Annotated in this window: 21 protein-coding genes; 13 read left to right on the top strand and 8 right to left on the bottom strand. The window is 37.8% G+C overall.

The features are described from left to right. Positions 1 to 75: 75 nt before the first annotated feature. The gene (locus AC33VI_RS15705) at positions 76 to 705 is read left to right on the top strand and encodes a DUF3038 domain-containing protein (RefSeq protein WP_491783213.1); all 630 of its coding nucleotides are present in this window, start codon (positions 76 to 78) and stop codon (positions 703 to 705) included. 3 nt (positions 706 to 708) lie between these two features. After that, positions 709 to 1,389 (top strand): DUF4335 domain-containing protein, encoded by a 681-nt coding sequence (locus AC33VI_RS15700; RefSeq protein WP_491783212.1) that lies wholly within the window; start codon positions 709 to 711, stop codon positions 1,387 to 1,389. 1 nt (position 1,390) lies between these two features. On the opposite strand, the gene AC33VI_RS15695 is transcribed toward AC33VI_RS15700, so the two are convergent. Beyond that, the gene (locus tag AC33VI_RS15695) at positions 1,391 to 1,993 is read right to left on the bottom strand and encodes a hypothetical protein (RefSeq protein ID WP_491783211.1); all 603 of its coding nucleotides are present in this window, start codon (positions 1,991 to 1,993) and stop codon (positions 1,391 to 1,393) included. A 239-nt stretch (positions 1,994 to 2,232) separates the two neighbouring features. Between AC33VI_RS15695 and AC33VI_RS15690 the strand changes: the two genes are divergently transcribed. Together AC33VI_RS15690 and AC33VI_RS15685 are read left to right on the top strand one after the other, a co-directional pair. Next, entirely contained in the window at positions 2,233 to 2,808 is a 576-nt protein-coding gene (locus tag AC33VI_RS15690; protein ID WP_491783210.1) for a (2Fe-2S) ferredoxin domain-containing protein, read from the top strand. A 235-nt stretch (positions 2,809 to 3,043) separates the two neighbouring features. Continuing rightward, on the top strand, positions 3,044 to 3,289 hold the full coding sequence (locus tag AC33VI_RS15685; RefSeq protein WP_491783209.1) for a FeoA domain-containing protein: 246 nt from the start codon (positions 3,044 to 3,046) through the stop codon (positions 3,287 to 3,289). Positions 3,290 to 3,318: 29 nt separating this feature from the next. Here the strand turns inward: AC33VI_RS15685 and AC33VI_RS15680 are convergent, their stop codons facing one another. Then, positions 3,319 to 4,464: an LptF/LptG family permease gene (locus tag AC33VI_RS15680; protein ID WP_491783208.1), complete on the bottom strand. Its 1,146-nt coding sequence runs from the start codon at positions 4,462 to 4,464 to the stop codon at positions 3,319 to 3,321. 87 nt (positions 4,465 to 4,551) lie between these two features. Here AC33VI_RS15680 and AC33VI_RS15675 point away from each other — a divergent pair, with 87 nt between their 5' ends. Beyond that, positions 4,552 to 4,695, top strand: a complete 144-nt coding sequence (locus tag AC33VI_RS15675; protein WP_491783207.1) for a hypothetical protein — start codon at positions 4,552 to 4,554, stop codon at positions 4,693 to 4,695. A 337-nt stretch (positions 4,696 to 5,032) separates the two neighbouring features. Here the strand turns inward: AC33VI_RS15675 and AC33VI_RS15670 are convergent, their stop codons facing one another. Beyond that, entirely contained in the window at positions 5,033 to 5,752 is a 720-nt protein-coding gene (locus AC33VI_RS15670; protein WP_491783206.1) for a glycoside hydrolase family 24 protein, read from the bottom strand. Between the two features lie 51 nt (positions 5,753 to 5,803). After that, positions 5,804 to 6,463 carry an SDR family oxidoreductase gene (locus tag AC33VI_RS15665; RefSeq protein ID WP_491783205.1) on the bottom strand — a complete coding sequence of 220 codons (660 nt, stop codon included), beginning with the start codon at positions 6,461 to 6,463 and terminating at the stop codon, positions 5,804 to 5,806. A gap of 116 nt (positions 6,464 to 6,579) precedes the next feature. Here AC33VI_RS15665 and AC33VI_RS15660 point away from each other — a divergent pair, with 116 nt between their 5' ends. The 3 genes from AC33VI_RS15660 (at position 6,580) to AC33VI_RS15650 (ending at position 9,733) form a co-directional block, all read left to right on the top strand. Next, positions 6,580 to 7,317, top strand: a complete 738-nt coding sequence (locus AC33VI_RS15660) for a DUF1997 domain-containing protein (protein ID WP_491783204.1) — start codon at positions 6,580 to 6,582, stop codon at positions 7,315 to 7,317. Between the two features lie 157 nt (positions 7,318 to 7,474). Next, positions 7,475 to 8,866, top strand: coding sequence for an aromatic ring-hydroxylating dioxygenase subunit alpha (locus tag AC33VI_RS15655; protein ID WP_491783203.1), 1,392 nt, complete (start codon positions 7,475 to 7,477; stop codon positions 8,864 to 8,866). A gap of 105 nt (positions 8,867 to 8,971) precedes the next feature. Beyond that, on the top strand, positions 8,972 to 9,733 hold the full coding sequence (locus AC33VI_RS15650) for an outer membrane beta-barrel protein (protein ID WP_491783202.1): 762 nt from the start codon (positions 8,972 to 8,974) through the stop codon (positions 9,731 to 9,733). Positions 9,734 to 9,764: 31 nt separating this feature from the next. Here the strand turns inward: AC33VI_RS15650 and AC33VI_RS15645 are convergent, their stop codons facing one another. Continuing rightward, positions 9,765 to 11,432 (bottom strand): DUF2079 domain-containing protein, encoded by a 1,668-nt coding sequence (locus tag AC33VI_RS15645; protein ID WP_491783201.1) that lies wholly within the window; start codon positions 11,430 to 11,432, stop codon positions 9,765 to 9,767. 426 nt (positions 11,433 to 11,858) lie between these two features. On the opposite strand from AC33VI_RS15645, the gene trxA reads away from it, so the two are divergent. The 3 genes from trxA (at position 11,859) to AC33VI_RS15630 (ending at position 13,803) form a co-directional block, all read left to right on the top strand. Then, positions 11,859 to 12,185, top strand: coding sequence for a thioredoxin (gene trxA, locus AC33VI_RS15640; protein WP_491783200.1), 327 nt, complete (start codon positions 11,859 to 11,861; stop codon positions 12,183 to 12,185). A 146-nt stretch (positions 12,186 to 12,331) separates the two neighbouring features. Beyond that, entirely contained in the window at positions 12,332 to 13,399 is a 1,068-nt protein-coding gene (locus AC33VI_RS15635; RefSeq protein ID WP_491783199.1) for an LOG family protein, read from the top strand. A gap of 182 nt (positions 13,400 to 13,581) precedes the next feature. Further along, complete coding sequence (locus AC33VI_RS15630) at positions 13,582 to 13,803, top strand: hypothetical protein (RefSeq protein ID WP_491783198.1); 222 nt, start codon at positions 13,582 to 13,584, stop codon at positions 13,801 to 13,803. Between the two features lie 12 nt (positions 13,804 to 13,815). Here the strand turns inward: AC33VI_RS15630 and AC33VI_RS15625 are convergent, their stop codons facing one another. Then, positions 13,816 to 14,106 carry a hypothetical protein gene (locus tag AC33VI_RS15625; protein WP_491783197.1) on the bottom strand — a complete coding sequence of 97 codons (291 nt, stop codon included), beginning with the start codon at positions 14,104 to 14,106 and terminating at the stop codon, positions 13,816 to 13,818. A 46-nt stretch (positions 14,107 to 14,152) separates the two neighbouring features. Between AC33VI_RS15625 and AC33VI_RS15620 the strand changes: the two genes are divergently transcribed. Continuing rightward, positions 14,153 to 15,391: a lipid-A-disaccharide synthase-related protein gene (locus tag AC33VI_RS15620; protein ID WP_491783196.1), complete on the top strand. Its 1,239-nt coding sequence runs from the start codon at positions 14,153 to 14,155 to the stop codon at positions 15,389 to 15,391. Between the two features lie 224 nt (positions 15,392 to 15,615). Here AC33VI_RS15620 and AC33VI_RS15615 read toward each other — a convergent pair whose 3' ends face one another. Continuing rightward, entirely contained in the window at positions 15,616 to 16,119 is a 504-nt protein-coding gene (locus AC33VI_RS15615; protein ID WP_491783195.1) for a hypothetical protein, read from the bottom strand. Positions 16,120 to 16,435: 316 nt separating this feature from the next. Here AC33VI_RS15615 and AC33VI_RS15610 point away from each other — a divergent pair, with 316 nt between their 5' ends. Continuing rightward, positions 16,436 to 18,967, top strand: coding sequence for a CHASE2 domain-containing protein (locus tag AC33VI_RS15610; RefSeq protein ID WP_491783194.1), 2,532 nt, complete (start codon positions 16,436 to 16,438; stop codon positions 18,965 to 18,967). A gap of 108 nt (positions 18,968 to 19,075) precedes the next feature. Here the strand turns inward: AC33VI_RS15610 and AC33VI_RS15605 are convergent, their stop codons facing one another. Further along, positions 19,076 to 19,552, bottom strand: coding sequence for a YbjN domain-containing protein (locus tag AC33VI_RS15605; RefSeq protein WP_491783193.1), 477 nt, complete (start codon positions 19,550 to 19,552; stop codon positions 19,076 to 19,078). Positions 19,553 to 19,992: the final 440 nt, after the last annotated feature.

Raw genomic sequence — 19,992 nt, 5'->3', positions numbered from 1 at the left:
CATAGCACCAGAGATTAATTTGTTATCCTCGACAGAGAATAACACTTATAACTAGATTATCGATTTGATTTTATAATGAGCCAATCTGCAAGTTTAGAAGCCGACTTTCCTTCCCCAACAGATAGCCCTGGAACAGTTTTAAATACTTTACCAGACATATCTCTTCCTTCTAAGGGTTGTTCTCCTCGCACCCAGCAACAAATCGATCTGCTTTTGCTGGCACTAGAAGCATTAGAATTGGGCGGATCGGAACATATGCTGGCGATCGCCAGGCAATTAAACTTGGATTCGATTATCAAAAATCGCGTTAATCTCTGGCGTTTGCGTTGTAGCAATCCTTGGCGACGTTCCTATACTAGAGACGAATTAAGTTTAAACCAAGCCAAAGCTTTAGTCATTATTGCTGGCTATCGGGCAAAAGATCTGATGGTGCATATCAGACAACTATTGGTAGCAGAACAACAAATGCGCGAGAAAAACTTACCCGTAGACAATCATTTTCGTCTTTCAGAATATTTAGAAAGATTTCGCGCTCATTTTCGCAGTCGAATGAACTCCCGTCGTGCTAAAGTATCGGCTTACATTGCTTCAGAAGAACAATTAAATGAATTAGCGTTGTCGTTACTAAATAAATTGTTATTCTGTACTGGAACTAGCGGTATACAGCGAGTGTGGTTTAGTTTGTTTGATGGGGAAGTGGCATAAATTATGAATATCAAGCGACAGTATATTTTGCCTAATTGCAATTTAATTTTGAAAGGATTGAAAGATAGCGACTCGGAAAATGTTGACATTTTAGATGGTCAATCTCCCATGTCAATTCTGATCGATGCTGAATGTAATTTTCTGAACTCCAATCAAACCATCAGTGGCGGTAGTGTTTTTCTTGAAAATCTATCTCGCACTGTGAGTAGATATGCTCAGGAGTTCTTAAGTGGTGTAGCTCAACCGCCACAGGATAATGGCGAATATCCTCAAGTTACTATTACCAAAACCGACAAAAATCTTCATCGTTTAACCCTCCAACCAGAAGCAAGTAGCAGTGAAGAAAAGCAAGAAATTAATTTAACTACTATCGAATTGTTCGATTTAGTGGATGCGCTCGATCGCTTTTATGCCGATCGCACTACTCTTCCTGCCATGACTCTCCAGTTAAAACCTGCCAGCAGACGCTATCGTCAGCCAGAACAATCCCTCTCGGAAAGATTGACTCCTGTCGCGATCGGTTTTGCTAGTTTGGCAATGGCAGCAGGGGCATTTTTTGTAATCCCCCCCCCAGAAGTACGCCCTCCCGCAACTACCCCTACTAATGGCACTACAGAAACTCAGCCCGAAACTACGGAGGGAGATTCTCTTAATACTGAAAACGATCCTGAAGAAACTAACTAAATTAATTAACTATGGTATGGCGATCGCAATTACTATATTCGGAATTAGTATTAGACGAGCGATCGCCTGTAGGATAGGCAGTTAGATAAATATCGCCATTGGGTTTGACTTCTACGCCCCTAGCCATAATAATTTTGCCTTTAGAAGTATCAATTGCTTGAATTTTAGTTGCTTGAGAATTATCTAAAGAAAACAAAGTATCAGAACTTAAAGGCGCAGTTGGAGACTGTTGGATGCCACCTCTTCCTTGGATGGTGAAACTATTTCGAGCTACGTTATGGCGATCGATGCTACAAGCACTAGCAGCAGTTTGCTCGGTTACAATAACATTTTCAGGTAATTCTCTGATGCCTTCTAGAGTATTGGTTTCAGGCGTGAAAATCGACACCATACCATCCAAACCAAAATCGGAACTAGCATCAATATCGTTAGAATTGTTATTGGCGATCGCTTTTCGTTCGAGAATTCCTAAAATAGAATTGGCATTATTTTCGACATTGATATTGATATCTCCACCATTACCAGTACCATAAACGCTAGTATCTATCGTGCCCACACCGTTAACTTCTAAAGTTTGAATCGGAAATTGAGTATTTTTAAGCAATTTATACTATGAAACATCATATTACATACTTCATTTATTTCGCTCTAATCTCTCAAATTTATTTACAAGATTGCCCATTGTTTATAGTACTTAGGTATTAAAAAGATCGAGGATTATTCGCTACTCTAATTCGATCGCACCAATAGCACATCGATTGTATAGATCCTCAAACTTTTTTAGTTATTGAAAAAGAAAATCAATTAGAATAGATAGCAATAACTAGCAATTAAGAAAGTATTATGATGACAATAACTCCCTTAATTTCTGAATTTACTGCGATTGGCGAATTAAAAGAAGTAGATGCTAAATCTGATGGGCGAGTTAAATATTTACTTTTATCTGTAGATCGCGAAGAATTGCGGATCAAAGTAGCCAAAGAACAACCCAAAAACTTAGCATTAAAGCTTGAATTAGGATCTAAATTAAAAGTTAAGGGTATGTTAAAGCGCAAACCCAAAGAAGATCTTTCAGAATATAAAGCCTACGGTATTCAGTTATTGTCGTCTCCTGTTGTAGCTGACACGCCCGCTTCTAAGAGTGATAAATCGAAAAAGTCGAAAAAGAAAGCTAAAGTCTTGATTTGTCAGAAATCTAACTGTTGGAAAAAGGGTGGCAGAGCAGTTTGTAATCTATTGGAATCAGAGCTGAAAAAACAAGGCTCTCTCGAAAATGTTGAGATTAAAAAGACTGGATGTCTGAAAAAATGTAAACAAGCTCCGACAATGCTTGTCCTGCCAGATAAAGAGCAATATGTTCGAGTCAAACCCAAACAAGTATCAAGCATCGTGGAAAAGCATTTATCTCAAAAGTTTTAGCAGTGGTATTTTTACCCCTGAAAAATAGTGGAAAAACAGCGTAGATTTAAAATTAATTTAAACTTATTGCTAATAAAACTCAATTTTACTCTTAATATTGTAGGATACTAAATAATATTTATTAGCAACTATCAATTTTGATTGAAAGGTGTGAGAGTTAAGGCTAGCTGAGTCTATGACTTGCTTCGCGATCGCAATTGCATTTTTGAGTCATAAATTTGCCATAAAAACAAGAGTGGAAGTTAAGATTAAGATTAAAGACTTATTTATTGGTTCGGCAGTAACTATTGTGGGTTACAACCGCATTTACGGTGGTTATGTTGGTCAACTTTTAAGCAAAAATTTAATTATTGGTCAGAATTTAGTTTTATTAGATAAAAGTATGCCTGAAGGGAAAGTTAAAATTATGTTAAAAGAAAAAATAGTTCAACTTTCTAAACCAGAGGCTGATGCTCTTTGGGTTGAGATTGTTGGCGATTAGAATTGTTTAAATAATTAGTAACTATTAGCTTATTTAGATAAAATTTTAATACCAGCAACTAAACCTAAAATATTAGGAATCCAAGCTGCCCAGAAAGGCGATATTATTCCCGTAATTCCTAACGAGCCAAAACTAAATCCTAAAAAGTAATAAAGAAAGACTATAGCCACACACAGACCGAAGGCTTGAGAACGATTGACTTGAGAATATTTTGTTCCTAAAGCAGCACCAATCAAAGCGAAGATAAAACAAATAAAAGGAAAGGCGTATTTTTGCTGAATTCTAACGGCAAACTTTGCAATATTTATTTTATGACCGCTATCTTGAATCAGGTTTAAATATTGTTTTGCCTGTCTGATGTTCATATCTTCAGGACTGCGTTGGAGTCGAGCAATTTGAAATAAAGTGTTGGGTAAAGATAGATATTTGCGCTCAAATTCTTCTGTAGAAATTTTGCCGTTTTTTGAGTTGATTCGATTAATTTCTCCCTCTACAAGATGCCAAAATTGCTGTTTCTCATCCCACTTGGCTAATTTAGCAGTGATAATTCCCTCGATCGCACCCCTTTCCAAATTAATGATGGTAATCCTATTTAAAACGCGATCGCGATACTGTTCGGCAAAATAAATTCTACTCAAACTTTTACCAGAATTATTATCTACTGATGATTTATATTCAGGATAGAAAATATCTCGTTTTTGTAAATTAAGTTCGCTTTTAGCAATAAAAGGATTTTGTAATAAATTAGCTTGATAGTTAGCTTCGGGTACAATTAATTCATTGAATAAAAAAGTTAGTCCTGTAATTAATAAGCTAAAAATCAAAGCGGGAGCAATAATCCGTTTTAAACTAATGCCAAAACTAAGTAAGGCAATTAACTCACAATCGCTATTCAAACGACCGTAAATAATCAAACAAGATAGCAAAATCGAAATGGGCAAGGCATAGGCAGCATATTCGGGAATTTTATAAGCAAAAATCAAACAAGCAATGGGAATAGGCAGATTATATTCCGTAACTTTATAACCCAAATCCGATACAGTACCGATGGTTACTCCTAAAGAAGAAAATAAGCCAACACTGAACCAAAAAAATAAACTTAATTGATGAATAATATAACGATCTACTAAAGAGATTCCATCGCACCACAGGCGATCGATAATTTTAAACTTCAATTGTATTAATTAACTTGTTGAACTTATATTTTTGACATTTTCAATCTATCCAGCCAAGTAGAATTTTTTCGGCAAACTAGGCTATTTTTGGCAAGATGTTGGCAATCCTCATTTGTAATCGCCATTGCCGCACTTTCTCAACCAATCTATTATCGAGAACTATCCTGGGAATGTCAAAAGATCTGGAGTACGGTAAATGTAGCGGGAGTGAAACTAGTTTCTCATGGTTGAAAAAATCTTAGTACTGTGGAACAAAATGAACTATATTCATTCCAAATAGCGCGAAATTGTGTTGGACAGGTTGACTAACTTGAGCCCTAAAGGATTAGCGACCCGTCACAAACTTCGCAAGAAGAAACCATCTAAAAAATTTAATCGACGATCGAAGCTTAAAAACCTTCTGGGCTGACTTCTGACTTCTGTACGGACGTTTCATGAAACGATGAGACCCCGCGCCGCCGACAGGCGCAAGGGAACGCTCATCGGAGTCTCTACCTGACCCCTGACCCCTGACCCCTGACCCCTGACCCCTGACCTTAAAGCCATTTAATCGTGAGGAAATTAATTATTAACTAAGTTCTTCTTGCAGAACATTTTGATAAATTTGAGGCAAATAATTACTCATAGAATTAGTTTCAATTCCGTAACCCAAACTAGTCCAAGTACCTGAGAGTAACTTCAAGACTTGATTTATTTCACCTTCTCTTAACTGTCGCGAAATATCTGTTCCCCATGCCCTAGAATCGTTGAGCCAATCATGGACAACTTTATCTTGATATTCTGCTTCAAAGCTATATTGTTTCCATCGCCAAAATCCTGAAGGATTGGGATGATATTTTCGGGCTTTTCTGTCCCAAGTGAAATCTAACATTTGATAGCGTCCAGCAGCAGTGGTGCATTTTCCTACATTAGGCCCCGCAACAATTGGCACGCATAATTCGGGATGAGTGCTAAGATCTTCCACATAGCGACCGCCGTAAATTACGTTGTAGGGTCGAGAGACATTTGCTTCGCTAGCGGTAATAGTCCGCATCAAGGCTCGAATATAAGGGTCTCCTCCATCCATAACTAATGGTTGAGTGCGATGAATACTGGGAAGAATACCAATGTCTTGAGTAGGAGTAGTTCCCTTTTCTTGCCAATACTCTGAAAGTCTTGAGAGTATTTGTTTAGATGTTGCTAGATAAGAACGTACTTGGGTTTTGCTGATATGCCCTCCTAATTGAGATAAAACTAGAATTAGACAGGCGAGATAGAAAAACTTGGTAGCTTTATTGATTAGTTGCATCGAAAGCAGCTAGATAGAACAAATGAAAGGTTATAGGTAGTACTTTAGATATTAAACGATATTACTAAACAGTTGCTCCCAGGTTTGAGATTCTGCTTCTGGATTAGCGACTATTTCTACTATTTTTGATTCTGCGGTGGGTTGAAATAGAGCTTCAACACAAACTTGGGCTACTTTGGGGCGGGGAATACTCCCTTCAAACAAAGTATCGGCACTTTTCATAATAATAGGGTCGGAATTATCTTCATTTTTCAATCCTCCTGGTCTCACTATGGTGTAGCTTAAACCGCTAGCTTGAATGTAGGCTTCTGCTTGTTTTTTCCAATACAAAACCAGCCAAAATAGATTTAAAGGATGGAAAAATTTGGAGACGCACAGAGAAGAAACCAAAATAAAGCGATCGATATTATTGTTTTTAGCCAGATCGACTAAATTCTTAGTTCCTTGATAATCTACTTGATAAGGACCAGTAGGATCTAAACTGGGACTAGCTCCAGTGGCACAGATTAAAACGCTACAATCGGAAAGGTGACTGCTAAAAGTTTCTGGCTTTAAAACATCTCCCAAGACCAATTCTGTTGAGTCTGGAAGTATGGATCTTGCTTTGTCTAGATCTCTAACTAGTGCTTTCACGGGAATATCTCTTTCTACTAGTTGCTTAACAATCTCTCTACCCGTTTGTCCTGTAGCTCCAGCAACAAATATCCGCATAGTAATTCTAAATCACACCTAATACTTTAAAAAAGTGTTTAGCTGATAATTAACACCTTTATTGTAATCATCATAACAGTAGGGTGAAGCTCTAAAACGATAGTTTAAGGATAGCTATGCAATCTAAATTTATTAATAGTTCGCCAAACATAACATTACAAAATTCTCAATCCAACTCTATGCAGCTTACCTGTGCTAATTCTTTAGATAATCAAAAAATCTTCGCCTTTACAGTTAGTTTTGTTGGGCGAATGGATATGTATAGCGATGCGGATACGGTAGCTCAATATTTAAACGCCCACGAAGGTTGGTTTCGTCGTTGCGCTCAACCGATGAAAGTCGAACCTCTTGATAACAATGGTTACGTCCTCACTGTAGGTAAATACGGTTCTTTTGGTTATGAGGTAGAGCCAAAAATGGGGGTGGTTTTACATCCTCCTGTGGGTAATATTTATCGTATGGAAACAATCCCTTTAAAAGATGAAGATCGCCTGGGTTATAAGGTTAATTATCAGGCTTTAATGGAATTGAACGAAATCGCGGGCAGCAGTTTGGCAGAAAATAAAAAAGGTTTATTCTCTCGCCAGCAAAATATTCCCCCTCGCATTACTCAAGTCAATTGGGAGTTAAATTTATCTGTAGAAGTGGAATTTCCTAATTTTATTCACAAGTTATCTACTTCTTTAATTCAATCTACAGGCGATCGCTTGTTGGCGCAAATTGTTCGACAAGTTTCTCCCCGCTTGACTTATAAAGTTCAGCAGGATTTTCATCTCAGCCATGAATTACCAATGCCTCCAAAAAGTAGCAGACAGCTAACTAAAGTCGATAAATCCGAGCAATGTGTTGCTTGAAATCGACATTAGACCGAGCTTAAAAATAGATAATTGATTGAATTGAGTAGATTTTTCCACAGATTTGCGTTGTTATTGCATAGTTTTCCACAGGTTATCCACAAGAAGATTGTGTAACAATTATTTACAAGACGAAATAATTGGAAATATGTTGGGTATGACTTTAACTAGCGATAGTCCGAAAACAGCAACCTTATTATCTGGTGGAGCAGAGCCTACCATATTCGATCCTTTAGAAGCATGGTATCCCATTTACTATTTACAAGACCTAGATAAAAGTCAACCGAGTAAATTTACCCTGTTAGAAAAGGATCTGGTAATTTGGTGGGATGAGTCGGCTAATAGTTGGCAAGTGTTTGCCGATAAATGCCCCCATCGTCTCGCATCTCTCAGTGAAGGAAGAGTTAATGAAGAAGGATTGTTAGAATGTCCATATCATGGCTGGGCATTTTCGGGAAATGGAGAATGTGAAACAATTCCCCAGCAACATTCGGGAGAAAAAGCTCATACTTCCAAAAGAGCCTGCGTTAAATCTTATCCTACTGCCACTGCCCAAGGACTTTTATTTGTTTATCCTGGGGATCAAGAAAAAGCGTTTAAAACCGAAGTACCAATTATCGAACCCATGGAAGAAGATCCCGATGCTTGGGTGTGTTTGGATATTTTCCGCGATCTTCCCTATGACGCTTTAACTTTATTAGAAAATGTGATCGATGCCAGTCACATTCCCTACACCCATCATAATACTGTAGGCGATCGCTCTAATGTCGCTCCTCTAGATTTAGAAGTGACCGAATCTAGCAAACAAGGCTTTAAAGGAGTTTGGCAAGAAGGTCCTCGTAAAGGCAAATTAGGCACGCAATATACTACCTTTACTGCTCCTTGTTTGATGTGGCACGATTTAACATCTAAGCAGTTTGGACGTACTTTAACGGTAGTTTACGCTACTCCTATAAGTAAGGGACAATGTCGTTTGTTTGCCCGCTTTCCCTTTAAATTTGCTTCTCCCATACCCCGTTTCTTGATTAAACTTACCCCTAAATGGTATAACCACATTAATCAACATGGAATCTTAGAAGACGATCAAATTTTTCTTCACCATCAGGAGCGTTATTTAGAAGCATTGGGTGGTAGTGCCAAATATAGCAAAGCTTTCTACTTACCCACCAAAGCCGATCTATATGTCTCAGAATTGCGTCAGTGGGTTAATTTATTTAACGCCGATCCTTTTAGCGATCGCCAATTACCTCCAGCTTTACCCAAAGAACAATTATTAGATCGCTATCATTCCCACACGAAAAACTGTGCCAGTTGCTCTCAAGCTTTAAAAAATATCCAAAGAATCAAAATCGGCGCGATCGCTCTAACTATTTTGACTTGGGCAATCATGCCTCTTCTGGCTTTATATATCTCTCTTCCTGCTCGGGGAATTGCGATCGCCACTTCTGCAACCCTACTGATTTCTAGTATTATTTGGTGGCAACTGAATAAGTTAGAAAGAAAGTTTTATCAAGGTACGGGAATGCCTCCCAGGAATCAAAATAAATAATCTAAAATTGTTTCTCACCATATTCTTTACCATCAATTTTCTAGCCTGGATAGACTAACTCATTAAGTTAGTTAACTTGTACTAGCACAATTTAAATCTAGGCATATGAAAATCAAAACTATAATGTTGGCAATATTACTTAGTTGTGGCATTCCTCTGGCAGCTAAAGCAGAAAGCCCAGAAAATTCCAATGCTCGACTCTCCTGTGAGGGACAATGCGAGAGTTTAAACCTCAGCCAAAATAACTCCTTGACTCAGATAGCTGATAGTTTCGATGAAGGACGAGATCTTAGAAGAAGTTCTGTTGGAGGCAATCGATCTTTAACCAAACGGATCTACGCTGGGGGTACTTTGGGAGTATTTTTTGTCAGCGAATTAGATGGTATTGAAATTATTGAAGAAGATCTAGACCTCGATGCGATCGACCCCAATACGGGATTTGGAGGCAGTCTGTTTGCAGGTTATAGATTTAGCCACATACTTGGGGCGGACATAGAAGGTTATATTTTTGGTGGCAGTGCCGAGCCAGAAGATTCTAATTTCTCTTCTCTGGGATTGTTTATTAATCCTAGATTATTCCTTCCTTTGGGTAGTAACAGCCTCAAAGCTCCCTATTTATTTGCTAGCCCTGGAGTCGGTATAGTAGGAATTGGTTTTGGAGACGAAATTGACGATATTGTTGAAGATCCAGATAGTGCCTTTGCTTTCCAACTAAAAGCAGGTGCTGGTTTGCCTCTATCAGAATCTTTTGATGTTATCGGTCAGATTAGATATGTTAACGCTCAAAATATTTATCCAGAAGAAAACGGCGATGAGGGTAATTTAAGTACTGTCGGTTTAGAAGTTGGATTTAACTTTAAAATTTAGCCCCAGTTAATTACTGAATAATTTTTACTACTCACTCCTCACTTTTTTTCAGTAATGACTTGATTTTGGCTTGATATTCTTTCCAAGCTAAAAAGGCTTCTGGCTTGGATTCAATGTCTTTTTGTAATAAAATTACTCCGTCAGAAAAATCTAAAATGCCATATTGTTGCTGGCGATCGACAACTCCGCTAACCAAATTTTCGGCAGTCTTCAACCAATGACGATCTTCGCCAAAAACTGCCTGATATTGTTCCATTTGCCAGAGATCCATAATAATATAATCTACTTTATTAACTTCCTGGCGATCGTTTTTAATTTTAATACCAGACATACGAATAATTTCTCTTCTTCCCGAAAGGTGAGGAATTATATAAGTAGAAGCAGAAACACTAGCATCGGCAGGTATTTGAGCAATTAGTTTTTTAATGTGAGGTACGTGCTGCCATTGCTTGACTGGAGATACGTAAACTCTAGGACTAATAGAGTCGGGAATTATAAAAGATAAAGTACGGCTGGGATTGGAAGTAATCGTGAATAGAATTGACAAGCAAATACAAAAAATCCAAAAGCGACGAAATTTAGGACGTAGTTTTCTCGGCTTGCATTCTGCCAAAGATTGGTTAATCTTACCAAAACCCTGTCCAGCCCACCAAAGAATTGCACCGTAAAATAAACCAGGAGTAACGCTCATCGCATAGCGAATAGAAATTACCAGAACAGTTTGTCCTTTGCCTAATAACAATTTTAATAGGGGAAAGACTGAGATTGCCCAAGATGCTGGGGCAACAGCGGGAATAAACGCTAAGGGCAACCACTGTCCCAAGACATATTTTAAAGTACCGAAAAAGGGAGTAAATAACTCAACCAGCAACAAACCAGGACTAGTGAGCATATTTTTAATAATCTCTAGGGTAGAAGCTTCGTTGCCATCGGCATACTGTCCGAATCTTTCCAACATGAAGCGTTTGGAAATATCATCGGAAAATAGCGGCATAATTAAATTAGTCAATGCCACTATATACAAGAAACTAACGCTACAGACAACTAATCCAATACGAGGGAAACGACGGGAAAGAATCATGTACATCCCAATACCAAACAAAGTAATCCCGCTATCTTCCCGCACCGCTAAAATGCAAATAATCAAAATGCCAAATAGCCACCAGCGTCTTTTTTCCATTGCCCAAAGCAAGCTAAAGACAAATAAAGGAATCTGAGAAATATCGTGGAAATTGGCTAAAGTCGGCCCTAAAATAGCATTTGCGCCATAAAAACTTAGGCTAATTAAAAGGGAAACTTGAGGTTCTAAATAAATTCTGGCTAGTTGGTAAAGTACCAAACCTGCTGCGGTAACAAATATTGCCTGCAATACTGTCAAAGTAGCTGGATGGGGAAATAGATAGTAAATGGGCAACCACAGGAGTAAAGCTGGAGTAAAGTGTTGTCCCAAGCGATGATAGCCGACGTAGGGAACTTCATTGCTGTGAACTACATTGGTTGAAAGTTGAGAAGAAAGAGTGCTTTGAAAAAAGTTACCGTGAGTACCATTCCAAAAAACTTGATTGAAGATTCCTTGATCGTAAGAAGAATAAAACGAAAAATGTCGATGTAGGGTTAAAGAAAGGGTACAGATAAAAAAAGCGATCGCCCCTGCAATTAGAATTTTTCCTTCGCGATCGATACTCGTCTTAGATAACATTTTTATCAATTGAATAATTGCTCTAAACGCAACTAACTATATCTCAAAAAAATCGAGCTATTTTTACGTTCAGAACATTGTATCGATTTCAATGGGCTTTTGTGTCGAAATCTAAAAAAAATCTAAAGGAAATCTATTGTTCTATCAGTAAAAGTAAGAAAGTTCTGGCAATTTCAAAGTTCTATTTTAGAATAGAAATGTGCGGAGACAAAAGTTTCCGTTCACTCCTCACACCACACTCCGCTCGAAAATTTATCGGGCGGTTTTCTATTTTTAGATATATTTTTAATCCAAAGGATAGCTACAATCTTTTAATCCCTGACTTTTAGATGTAAAGTCTAATTGCTTAATGCAGTGTTAATCATTGGCTGTGGTAGAATTCTGTATTATTGAAAAGGATTTGTGGTAAATAAGGACTTAATAAACATGTCATCATCAGCCGCGCCAGTAACAGACGCGAGTTTTCCCGCAGAAGTGTTGGAAAGTTCCGTTCCTGTACTAGTAGACTTTTGGGCCCCTTGGTGTGGGCCATGCCGTATGGTAGCTCCCGTCGTAGACGAAATTGCCGAACAATATGAAGGACAGATTAAAGTCGTCAAGTTAAATACAGACGAAAACCCTCAAGTAGCCAGCCAATATGGTATTCGTAGTATTCCTACCCTTATGATTTTTAAGGATGGACAGCGAGTAGATATGGTGGTTGGGGCAGTTCCTAAAACTACTTTGGCAAATACTTTGGAAAAATATCTCTAATTTTTCTAAAAATTATCAATATGGCTTCAGCAGATCTTGTTTATAAGATTAAGCTGAGGCTACAATCATCTACTAAAAAATCAACTGTCATTATCGTTACAATTGTTACAATCAAGCATACACAATTCACTGTCGATATTAGTTAGATGACTTTATCTCCTCCCGATCGCTCCAATGTAATCGATCGCGCCCTAGAAAATTTACTTGCCGATTTACCCCATCATCCTCACGGTAAGTATATAAAAAGAGCTTTAAACACTCTAATTAGAATTTCTGAATTGGATACCGAGCGTCTTAACTGGAAGATCCTTAGTGCTTCTCTTGAAGATATGGAACAAGGTTTCCAAAAGTTCTATCCCTACAGACATACAAGAAAAATAGCCATTTTCGGTTCTGCTAGAACTTCTCCCGAACAAGCCGAGTACAAAATAGCAGTGGACTTTGCCCGTTGTATGACCAAAGCAGGATTTATGGTGGTTACTGGGGCTGGAGGAGGAATTATGGCAGCAGGAAACGAAGGTGCTGGGCGAGAAAATTCTTTTGGCTTAAATATTCGTTTGCCTTTCGAGCAGGGAGCAAATTCTGCTATTGATGGAGATAATAAGTTAATTGATTTTAAATATTTCTTTACTCGCAAACTATTTTTTCTTAAAGAAAGTGATGCGATCGCACTTTTTCCTGGGGGGTTTGGCACTCAAGACGAGGCTTTTGAAACTCTAACTCTCTGTCAAACGGGCAAACATGGCCCAGTACCATTAGTGTTAGTAGATAAACCAGGAGGAGACTATTGGCATTCTTGGAATGATTATATTTGCCGACAACTCAAAGAAAAAGGTTTAATTAGTCCAGAAGATCCCAGTTTATATACCGTTACAGATCGTCTTGATGTTGCCTGTCAAACCATTAAAGATTTTTACAGAGTTTATCATTCCAGTCGTTATGTTGGTAAATTGTTTGTAATGCGACTCAAATTAGAATTGTCGGACGCAGCAGTACAATCTCTCAATCAAGAATTTGCTGATATTTTAGTTGAAGGGAAAATCAAGAAAAGTTCGGCTCTACCAGAAGAAGCACAAGAAGTCGAGATAGCAACTTTACCTCGTTTAACATTTTATTTTAATCAAAAAAGCCTTGGTCGTTTATATCAACTCATCGCCAAAGTCAATCAGTTAGGGGTCTATTGCGAGGTTACCGAGCATCCAGAACGTAAATAAAATACTTACTAAGAAATGCTTTTTAGGTAAACAATTACGTATACAATGTTAAGCTTTGTGTGAATTTAAGTTGAAAATCTAAATATTTTCTTTATATTCTTCTGAGTTGGATTAACATTGTTAGTGTCGATCTAGTTCTACAGGGAACGAAATTAACATTGTCTATCACGAGGTCAAGCATTTTGAATACTACATTATTGCGCCAAACCTGGAATGTGATTGAAACGACTAATGCTTCGGAACTTTTAGAAATTGAAGAAGCAGAATTAGTACGACAATTGGTCAATCGTTTAGATGCTCAACAACCTTTAGCAGATATGGAACGAGCAGTTGTCAATAATTATTTACATTCTAAAATGGGTTTAATTAAAGATACTGCTGAAGCCCGCTTGGTATATGCCTAATTTCCAGCTCGTTTAAGTTTTGAGCCAAGTTGTATAACTCCAGTTAATCAGCCAAATTATTTGCTTAACTTTAGCAATTTGTAGCTGCAATAGCTGATACTTCTGACGAATTTGACTAACATTACTTTTTCCTTCATAGAGAATAATTGGAGTAGCTTTTAGAGTAAACTGAAAGTAACTTTCGTATTTATCTAAGATAGCCGTGATTTTGGCTAATAATTGACCCAATTGCCAAATTCTAATAGCTATATAAATATTAAGTAGTGCGATTGATAAATTAATCGCGACGATTAGATAGATCATTAAATGCTTAAAATAGAGCTAGATAAATCCCCTTAGTTAAAGTCGAATGAAACTGCTAGTTCTGAGTAATGGTCATGGTGAAGATCTAATTGCCGTTCGGATAATCAAGCAGTTGCAAGCTGTCACCAAGAAATTAGAATTAGTTGCATTGCCCATTGTCGGAGAGGGCTATGCTTATCAAAAATCAAACATTACTATCGCTGGAAGAGTGCAACAAATGCCTTCTGGCGGTTTTATTTATATGGGAGGAAATCCTTTATGGCAAGATCTCCGCAGTGGTTTAGTTGCTTTAACCATAGAACAAATTAAACTAATACGTCAATGGGGTAAAGAGGGTGGTGCAATTTTAGCGGTGGGAGATATTGTTCCCCTGTTTTACGCTTGGTTGAGTGGTAGTAATTATGCTTTCGTGGGTACGGCTAAATCAGAATACTATCTGCGAGACGAGACGGGATGGTTAAAACAGACTTCTAGCCTAGAGAGAAGTCTCGGTTCGGTTTATTTGCCTTGGGAAAGATGGTTGATGAGTCGCCAGACTTGTAAAGGGGTGTTTCCTAGGGATAGTTTGACTGCGTCAATTTTGCAACTGCACGGTATTTCTGCCTACGATCTGGGTAATCCGATGATGGATGAAATTACTGGAGAAATAGAATTAGAAGAATCCCCCGAACTGAATATACTAATTCTGGCGGGTTCGAGGATGCCAGAAGCCCTACGTAATTGGCAGCAAATCTTAACTTCAGCTAATAGCATTATGACAGATAGCGATCGCCCGCTCAATTTTTTAGGGGCAATTGCACCAGCTTTGGATCTAAAATCCTTTATCACCGCAGCAGTAGATCGAGGATGGCAATCAACCCAAGAAGAATCGGGGAGATATACTCTTCGTCAAGGGAATGCCAGCTTAATTTTGAGTCAATCTAGTTACGTACAATTCTTACAAAAAGCCAAAATTGCGATCGCTATGGCAGGTACGGCAACAGAAGAATGTGTCGGGTTGGGCAAACCTGTAGTAATTATGCCAGGAGAAGGACCTCAATTTACCTATGCTTTCGCCGAAGCACAGTCTCGTTTGCTGGGATGTTCGATCGCCATGGTAGAAAATGCGGCAGAAGTGAGTCAGGCAATTTTTCAAATTGTTAATAATCTTCAAAAACTACACCAAATTGCCCTTAATGGCAAGCGACGCATGGGAAAACCTGGGGCATCTTTAAGAATTGCTGAATGTTTAGTAAAACAACTAACAACTAACAAAAACGATATCATTCGTATCCAACATCTATAGATTTATACTTTTCAATTGATTGGGTATTATCGGTCGATCTAGCCAATGCCCACCCGAATTCAAAATTTTAGTAATGAAATCTTCTCGAATATATTTATAGAGATCGCTTGAAAAGGAATTTTATCTTGAGCCTTTTTTGACTCTGGTAATCCAGAACCTTCTAAATGATATGTTTTGGGATATTTATATATACTGTCTCTCATGGAAGCGGGATTTTAGTTATATTAGCCAGCATTAGGCTGAACGTGAGGATGTAGAAATTGTTGCAAATATTGAGGATCTAGAGATGGATAATCTTTGATGTCTTCTTCTCCTTCCACAAAAGATGTTACCAGAGGGCATTGCCGATCGGAATCAATTACTGTTTTATCTATTTCTGCTCCTGTTTTGGCAACAATAACTCTAATTTCATATGCTGCATCGTATAAATTTGTGACAATATCTGGTTCGTAAGTACAAGTATCAATTAATGCTCCAGGAATACGAGTGATACAGGCTACAAGTTCGGTTGTTTCTTGTTTCATACCTGACACAGACCAAGTTTCGGGAATTTCGGGAAAATAAAAGGCGCGATTTTCAAATTTGTCTTGCACTTCTTCCCGTTCAAAAATATGTATGGGATGAATATTATTAATAGTAGGTTGATATTCTCTAGCTTCTGGTAAATAGCGATTGTTACATACTTCTGCAAAATCATAACTAGTCAGTTTATCTCGGTCGATTTTCAAGGGATTTTTAGATATCGATGATGAATTTTTCTGACACCCTAAAAGCAAAAAGAAGCCAGTCAATATTGCAAGCGATTTTTTTGGCGATTACCCCAGACATTATAGATAAAAAATATAGATGAGAAAATCTTACTACTCTTTAGATAAAACGATATATTTGTATCAAATTTTAATCAACTAAAGCTACTTAGCAACTCAAAATAACTCTATTTAGTCTTTTTCTCAGACGAGATGTTTCGATCGCCACGACAATAGAAGTATTTTTTGTTAAGGTTGTGCCAAGAAAACACCAAAAGTCAGTTATGTTGAGGGGTTTATGAGCAAATCTCAGAGTCTAAATATAGTTAAAATTTCTCTGGCGATCGCAACTAGCGTGTTAACCTCTGGTTTAATTATTGGCTTACGAACCACAGGTGTTTTTGAATCGGGAGAATTATTAACTTTTGATTATTTAATCAGATCGAAGGCAGAGAAAGATCCAGATTCTAGAATTTTATTGGTGGGAATAGACGATCGCTCTCTCCAAAAATTAAATAGCGATAAAATTTCCGATCGCAATTTAACCAAAGCCATCCAAAATTTACAACAGCATCAGCCTAGAGTTATTGGGATTGATATTTTAAGGGATGTTCCCATTGGTGAAGGAAGAGAAGAATTAATTAATTACACTAATAATTTATACGAACCTTTAGAAGGACAAATTAAACCAGTAATTTTTTCCTGCGCCTTACCTTCAGAAACCAGAGCCGCAGGCATAGCACCACCCCCTGTCATCGACTTAGATAGTGCGGTGGGCTTTGTTAATTTAGAACCAGATAAAGTTAATAAATTTGGCTCGGAAGTAATTCGCAGAATGCCCCTTTCTAGCATTCCCATAACTGCTGCTAAATCTGCTAAATTAAATACTTCAACCAGTTTAAAAAATGTCGAAGCTCCTTTATGCGAGTCTCCTTTCTCTTTAGGATTTTTAACCGCATTAAGCTATTTACAAACAGAAGAAATTTATATTGATACGGCTCAAATAACTGAGGGTAATATTGGTTTGGGTTCGGTAAATTATTCTGCTTTAAAACCCAATGCTGGAGGCTACCAAGATTTAGAATCGGGAATTTATCAAATACTTTTAGAATATCGCCAAGAGCAACCTGTAGATATTATTTCTCTAGCCGATGTTTTAGATAATAATATTAATCCCCAACAAGTAAAAAACAAAGCAGTTTTAATTGGCTACACCACCAAACAAGACATTCATCAAACACCGTTTGGCATCAAACCAGGAGTTTATTTGCATGGTTGGGCGATAAGCCAAATCTTGAGTAACGTCCTCGATCAACGTCCGCAAATTTGGTATTGGTCGGAATCAATGGAATGGCTGTGGATTTCGGCTTGGGGATTGACGGGTGGTGCGATCGCTTTATTGTTCCGTCCTACTTGGCAAACCTTAGCTGGAGGAGGCATTGCCGCAGTCGCAATTTTTGGTAGCGGTGTATTTTTCTTTAGCCAACAGGGATGGATTCCCTTAATGCCTTCTGTAGTTAATTTAGCGATCGCAACTACTCTAGTCAAACTAATCATTCCTCGATTAAAAGATTCTGATTCTCAGATAACTTCCTCAATTCCAACTGATAGCAATTCTCAACCTTCTGGCTACTCGCCAATCCCCACTATGATGGAGTCAGATGCAGATCCTGATACTGCAACTTCCAACCCTACTTTTGTCGAGTCAGAAACCAATAATCTTCCTGCAACTCCCAACCCTACTTTTGTCGAGTCAGAAACCAATAATCCTCCTGCAACTCCCAACCCTACTTTTGTAGAAATGGAAGCAAATACTATAGATCAATCCTTATCTGCTGCTACTCAAGTTCAATCCGATACGGTTGATGGCTCGTTAACTCCAGCAACTCATGTTGAAGGACAATTGGATAATTCATATACTAGACCCAATTTTTTCCTGGGAAAAGTAATTAGCAATCGCTATCGTTTGGATAAACTTTTAGGTCAGGGAGGGATGAGTAAAGTATTTATCGCCTCCGACACTAGATTGGAAAATAAAACCGTAGCAGTGAAAATTATGACTAGCTACTCTGGCAATAATAACCAAGCCTTAATTAAAAGATTTAATCGAGAAGTTAAAGTAATTTCCAGTCTTAGAAGTCACAATATCGTTCAAGTAACAGATTTTGGCACGACTCCCCCAGAAAAACCCTTTATGGGTTCTCCTTTTTATGTAATGGAATATTTTCACGGCAAAACTTTGGGGGAAGTTTTAGAAGAAACTCCTACATTACCAGTGAATCGAACCATTCGGATTATGATGCAAGTATGCACGGGTTTAAAAGAAGCTCATCAAAAAGGAATTATTCATCGAGATTTGAAACCAGATAATATTTTCCTAGCCACTGGCGGTGTCTTCGGAGAAGAAGCCAAAATCTTAGACTTTGGCATTGCTAAAGTTGTAGAAACCGAAGAAAAAAAACAAACTGCCATGACTCAACACGGCAGTTTTATTGGTACTTATCGCTATGCTTCCCCCGAACAATGTAAAGGAATACCCGATATAGATAGAAGAACTGATATTTATAGTTTGGGTATCATGTTATATGAAATGTTGAGTGGCAAAAATCCTTATAACAGCGATGCTGGTCAAACAACTCAAGGGGAATGGATTGCTTGTCATATTCGAGCCGAAGCTCAAAAACTAAGCACTTATGCAGAATGTGACGATATCCCCGATTCCCTCAAACAAATTGCGATGAAATGCCTCCGTAAGTCTCCTGCCGAAAGATTTCAAACCGTAGAAGAATTGACCGAAGCTTTGAAGGCTGTCAATCCTGGTTTGTTTTAGTTGTTAGTTGTTAGTTGTTAGTTGTTAGTTAGGGGAAAAAGAAAATAAAAATAATCTTATTCCCTTTCTCCTCATCTTAAGAAATCTAGTTAAATCTTTAAAAAAATCTTAACTTCCGCCAAATTCTTCTTGTAAAAGTTCGTCATTGTCGTCGGCAATATTGGCGACTAAAGTAACTAGCCGAGAAATTTCCCCTGGATACATATCCGCCACAGTACGTTGGGCAGAAATCATGATTTGGTTATCTTTAATGCTAAAGCAAGTTTCAAAAGTACCAGACCAATTCATTTCTAACAAACGACGCATCAATCCCGCTTCGTCTTTGGCTGGCAATTGCAGCAAGCTCGACCAAACAGTTAATAAATCGTCATCATTTTCTCCCGTAAGCTGAACAAAAACTTCTACACTGCCATAATTAAATTTCCAAAGACTGCCGCGATCAGTATGGTTAACCATTGCGGTATTATCTTGATCTAAGCTGGAAATGACGGTTTCAATGACTTCTTGGTGACTGGAACTTTCTTCAATAAACTCGTTAATTGATTGAGTTGTGTTTTCTTCTAAAGTAGAAATGGGGCTAGTCATAATAGCTTTCCTATAGTTTAGATTAATGCTGACCGAATTGAATTTAGCATCAAGTCTCGATCTTTGCTAACTTCAATGCCTTGTTAATGCCTATTTATTTTAACCTTGCTTTTAAAAATCTAATTTTTCGCCTTGGGAATTTAAGTTTAACTCCATACCTTGATTCACAGAATTTAACAAATTGCCCTAACTAATAATCGACAAAGGATTTAGAACTGAATTGCAGTTGATCTTGACTCATTCTTTCCCAGGCAACACCCCACTTGACCCCAATGTGGAAAAATTAGTTATGGACAGTACCATGACCCTTGTCTTCTCACACTCAATAGCATCGCAACCTATCAAACAGAGCAATTGTTAAAGATCTTTATTTCTCTTGGCAAGGGGGCGAGCAAAATATTAAAATTATCATTTTTTAAGATTTACTTTGGAAAATAATT

Source organism: Waterburya sp. (genome assembly GCF_058530065.1).
The sequence above is the reverse complement of the archived record's forward strand: the minus strand, read 5'-3'. Positions and strand labels throughout refer to the sequence as shown.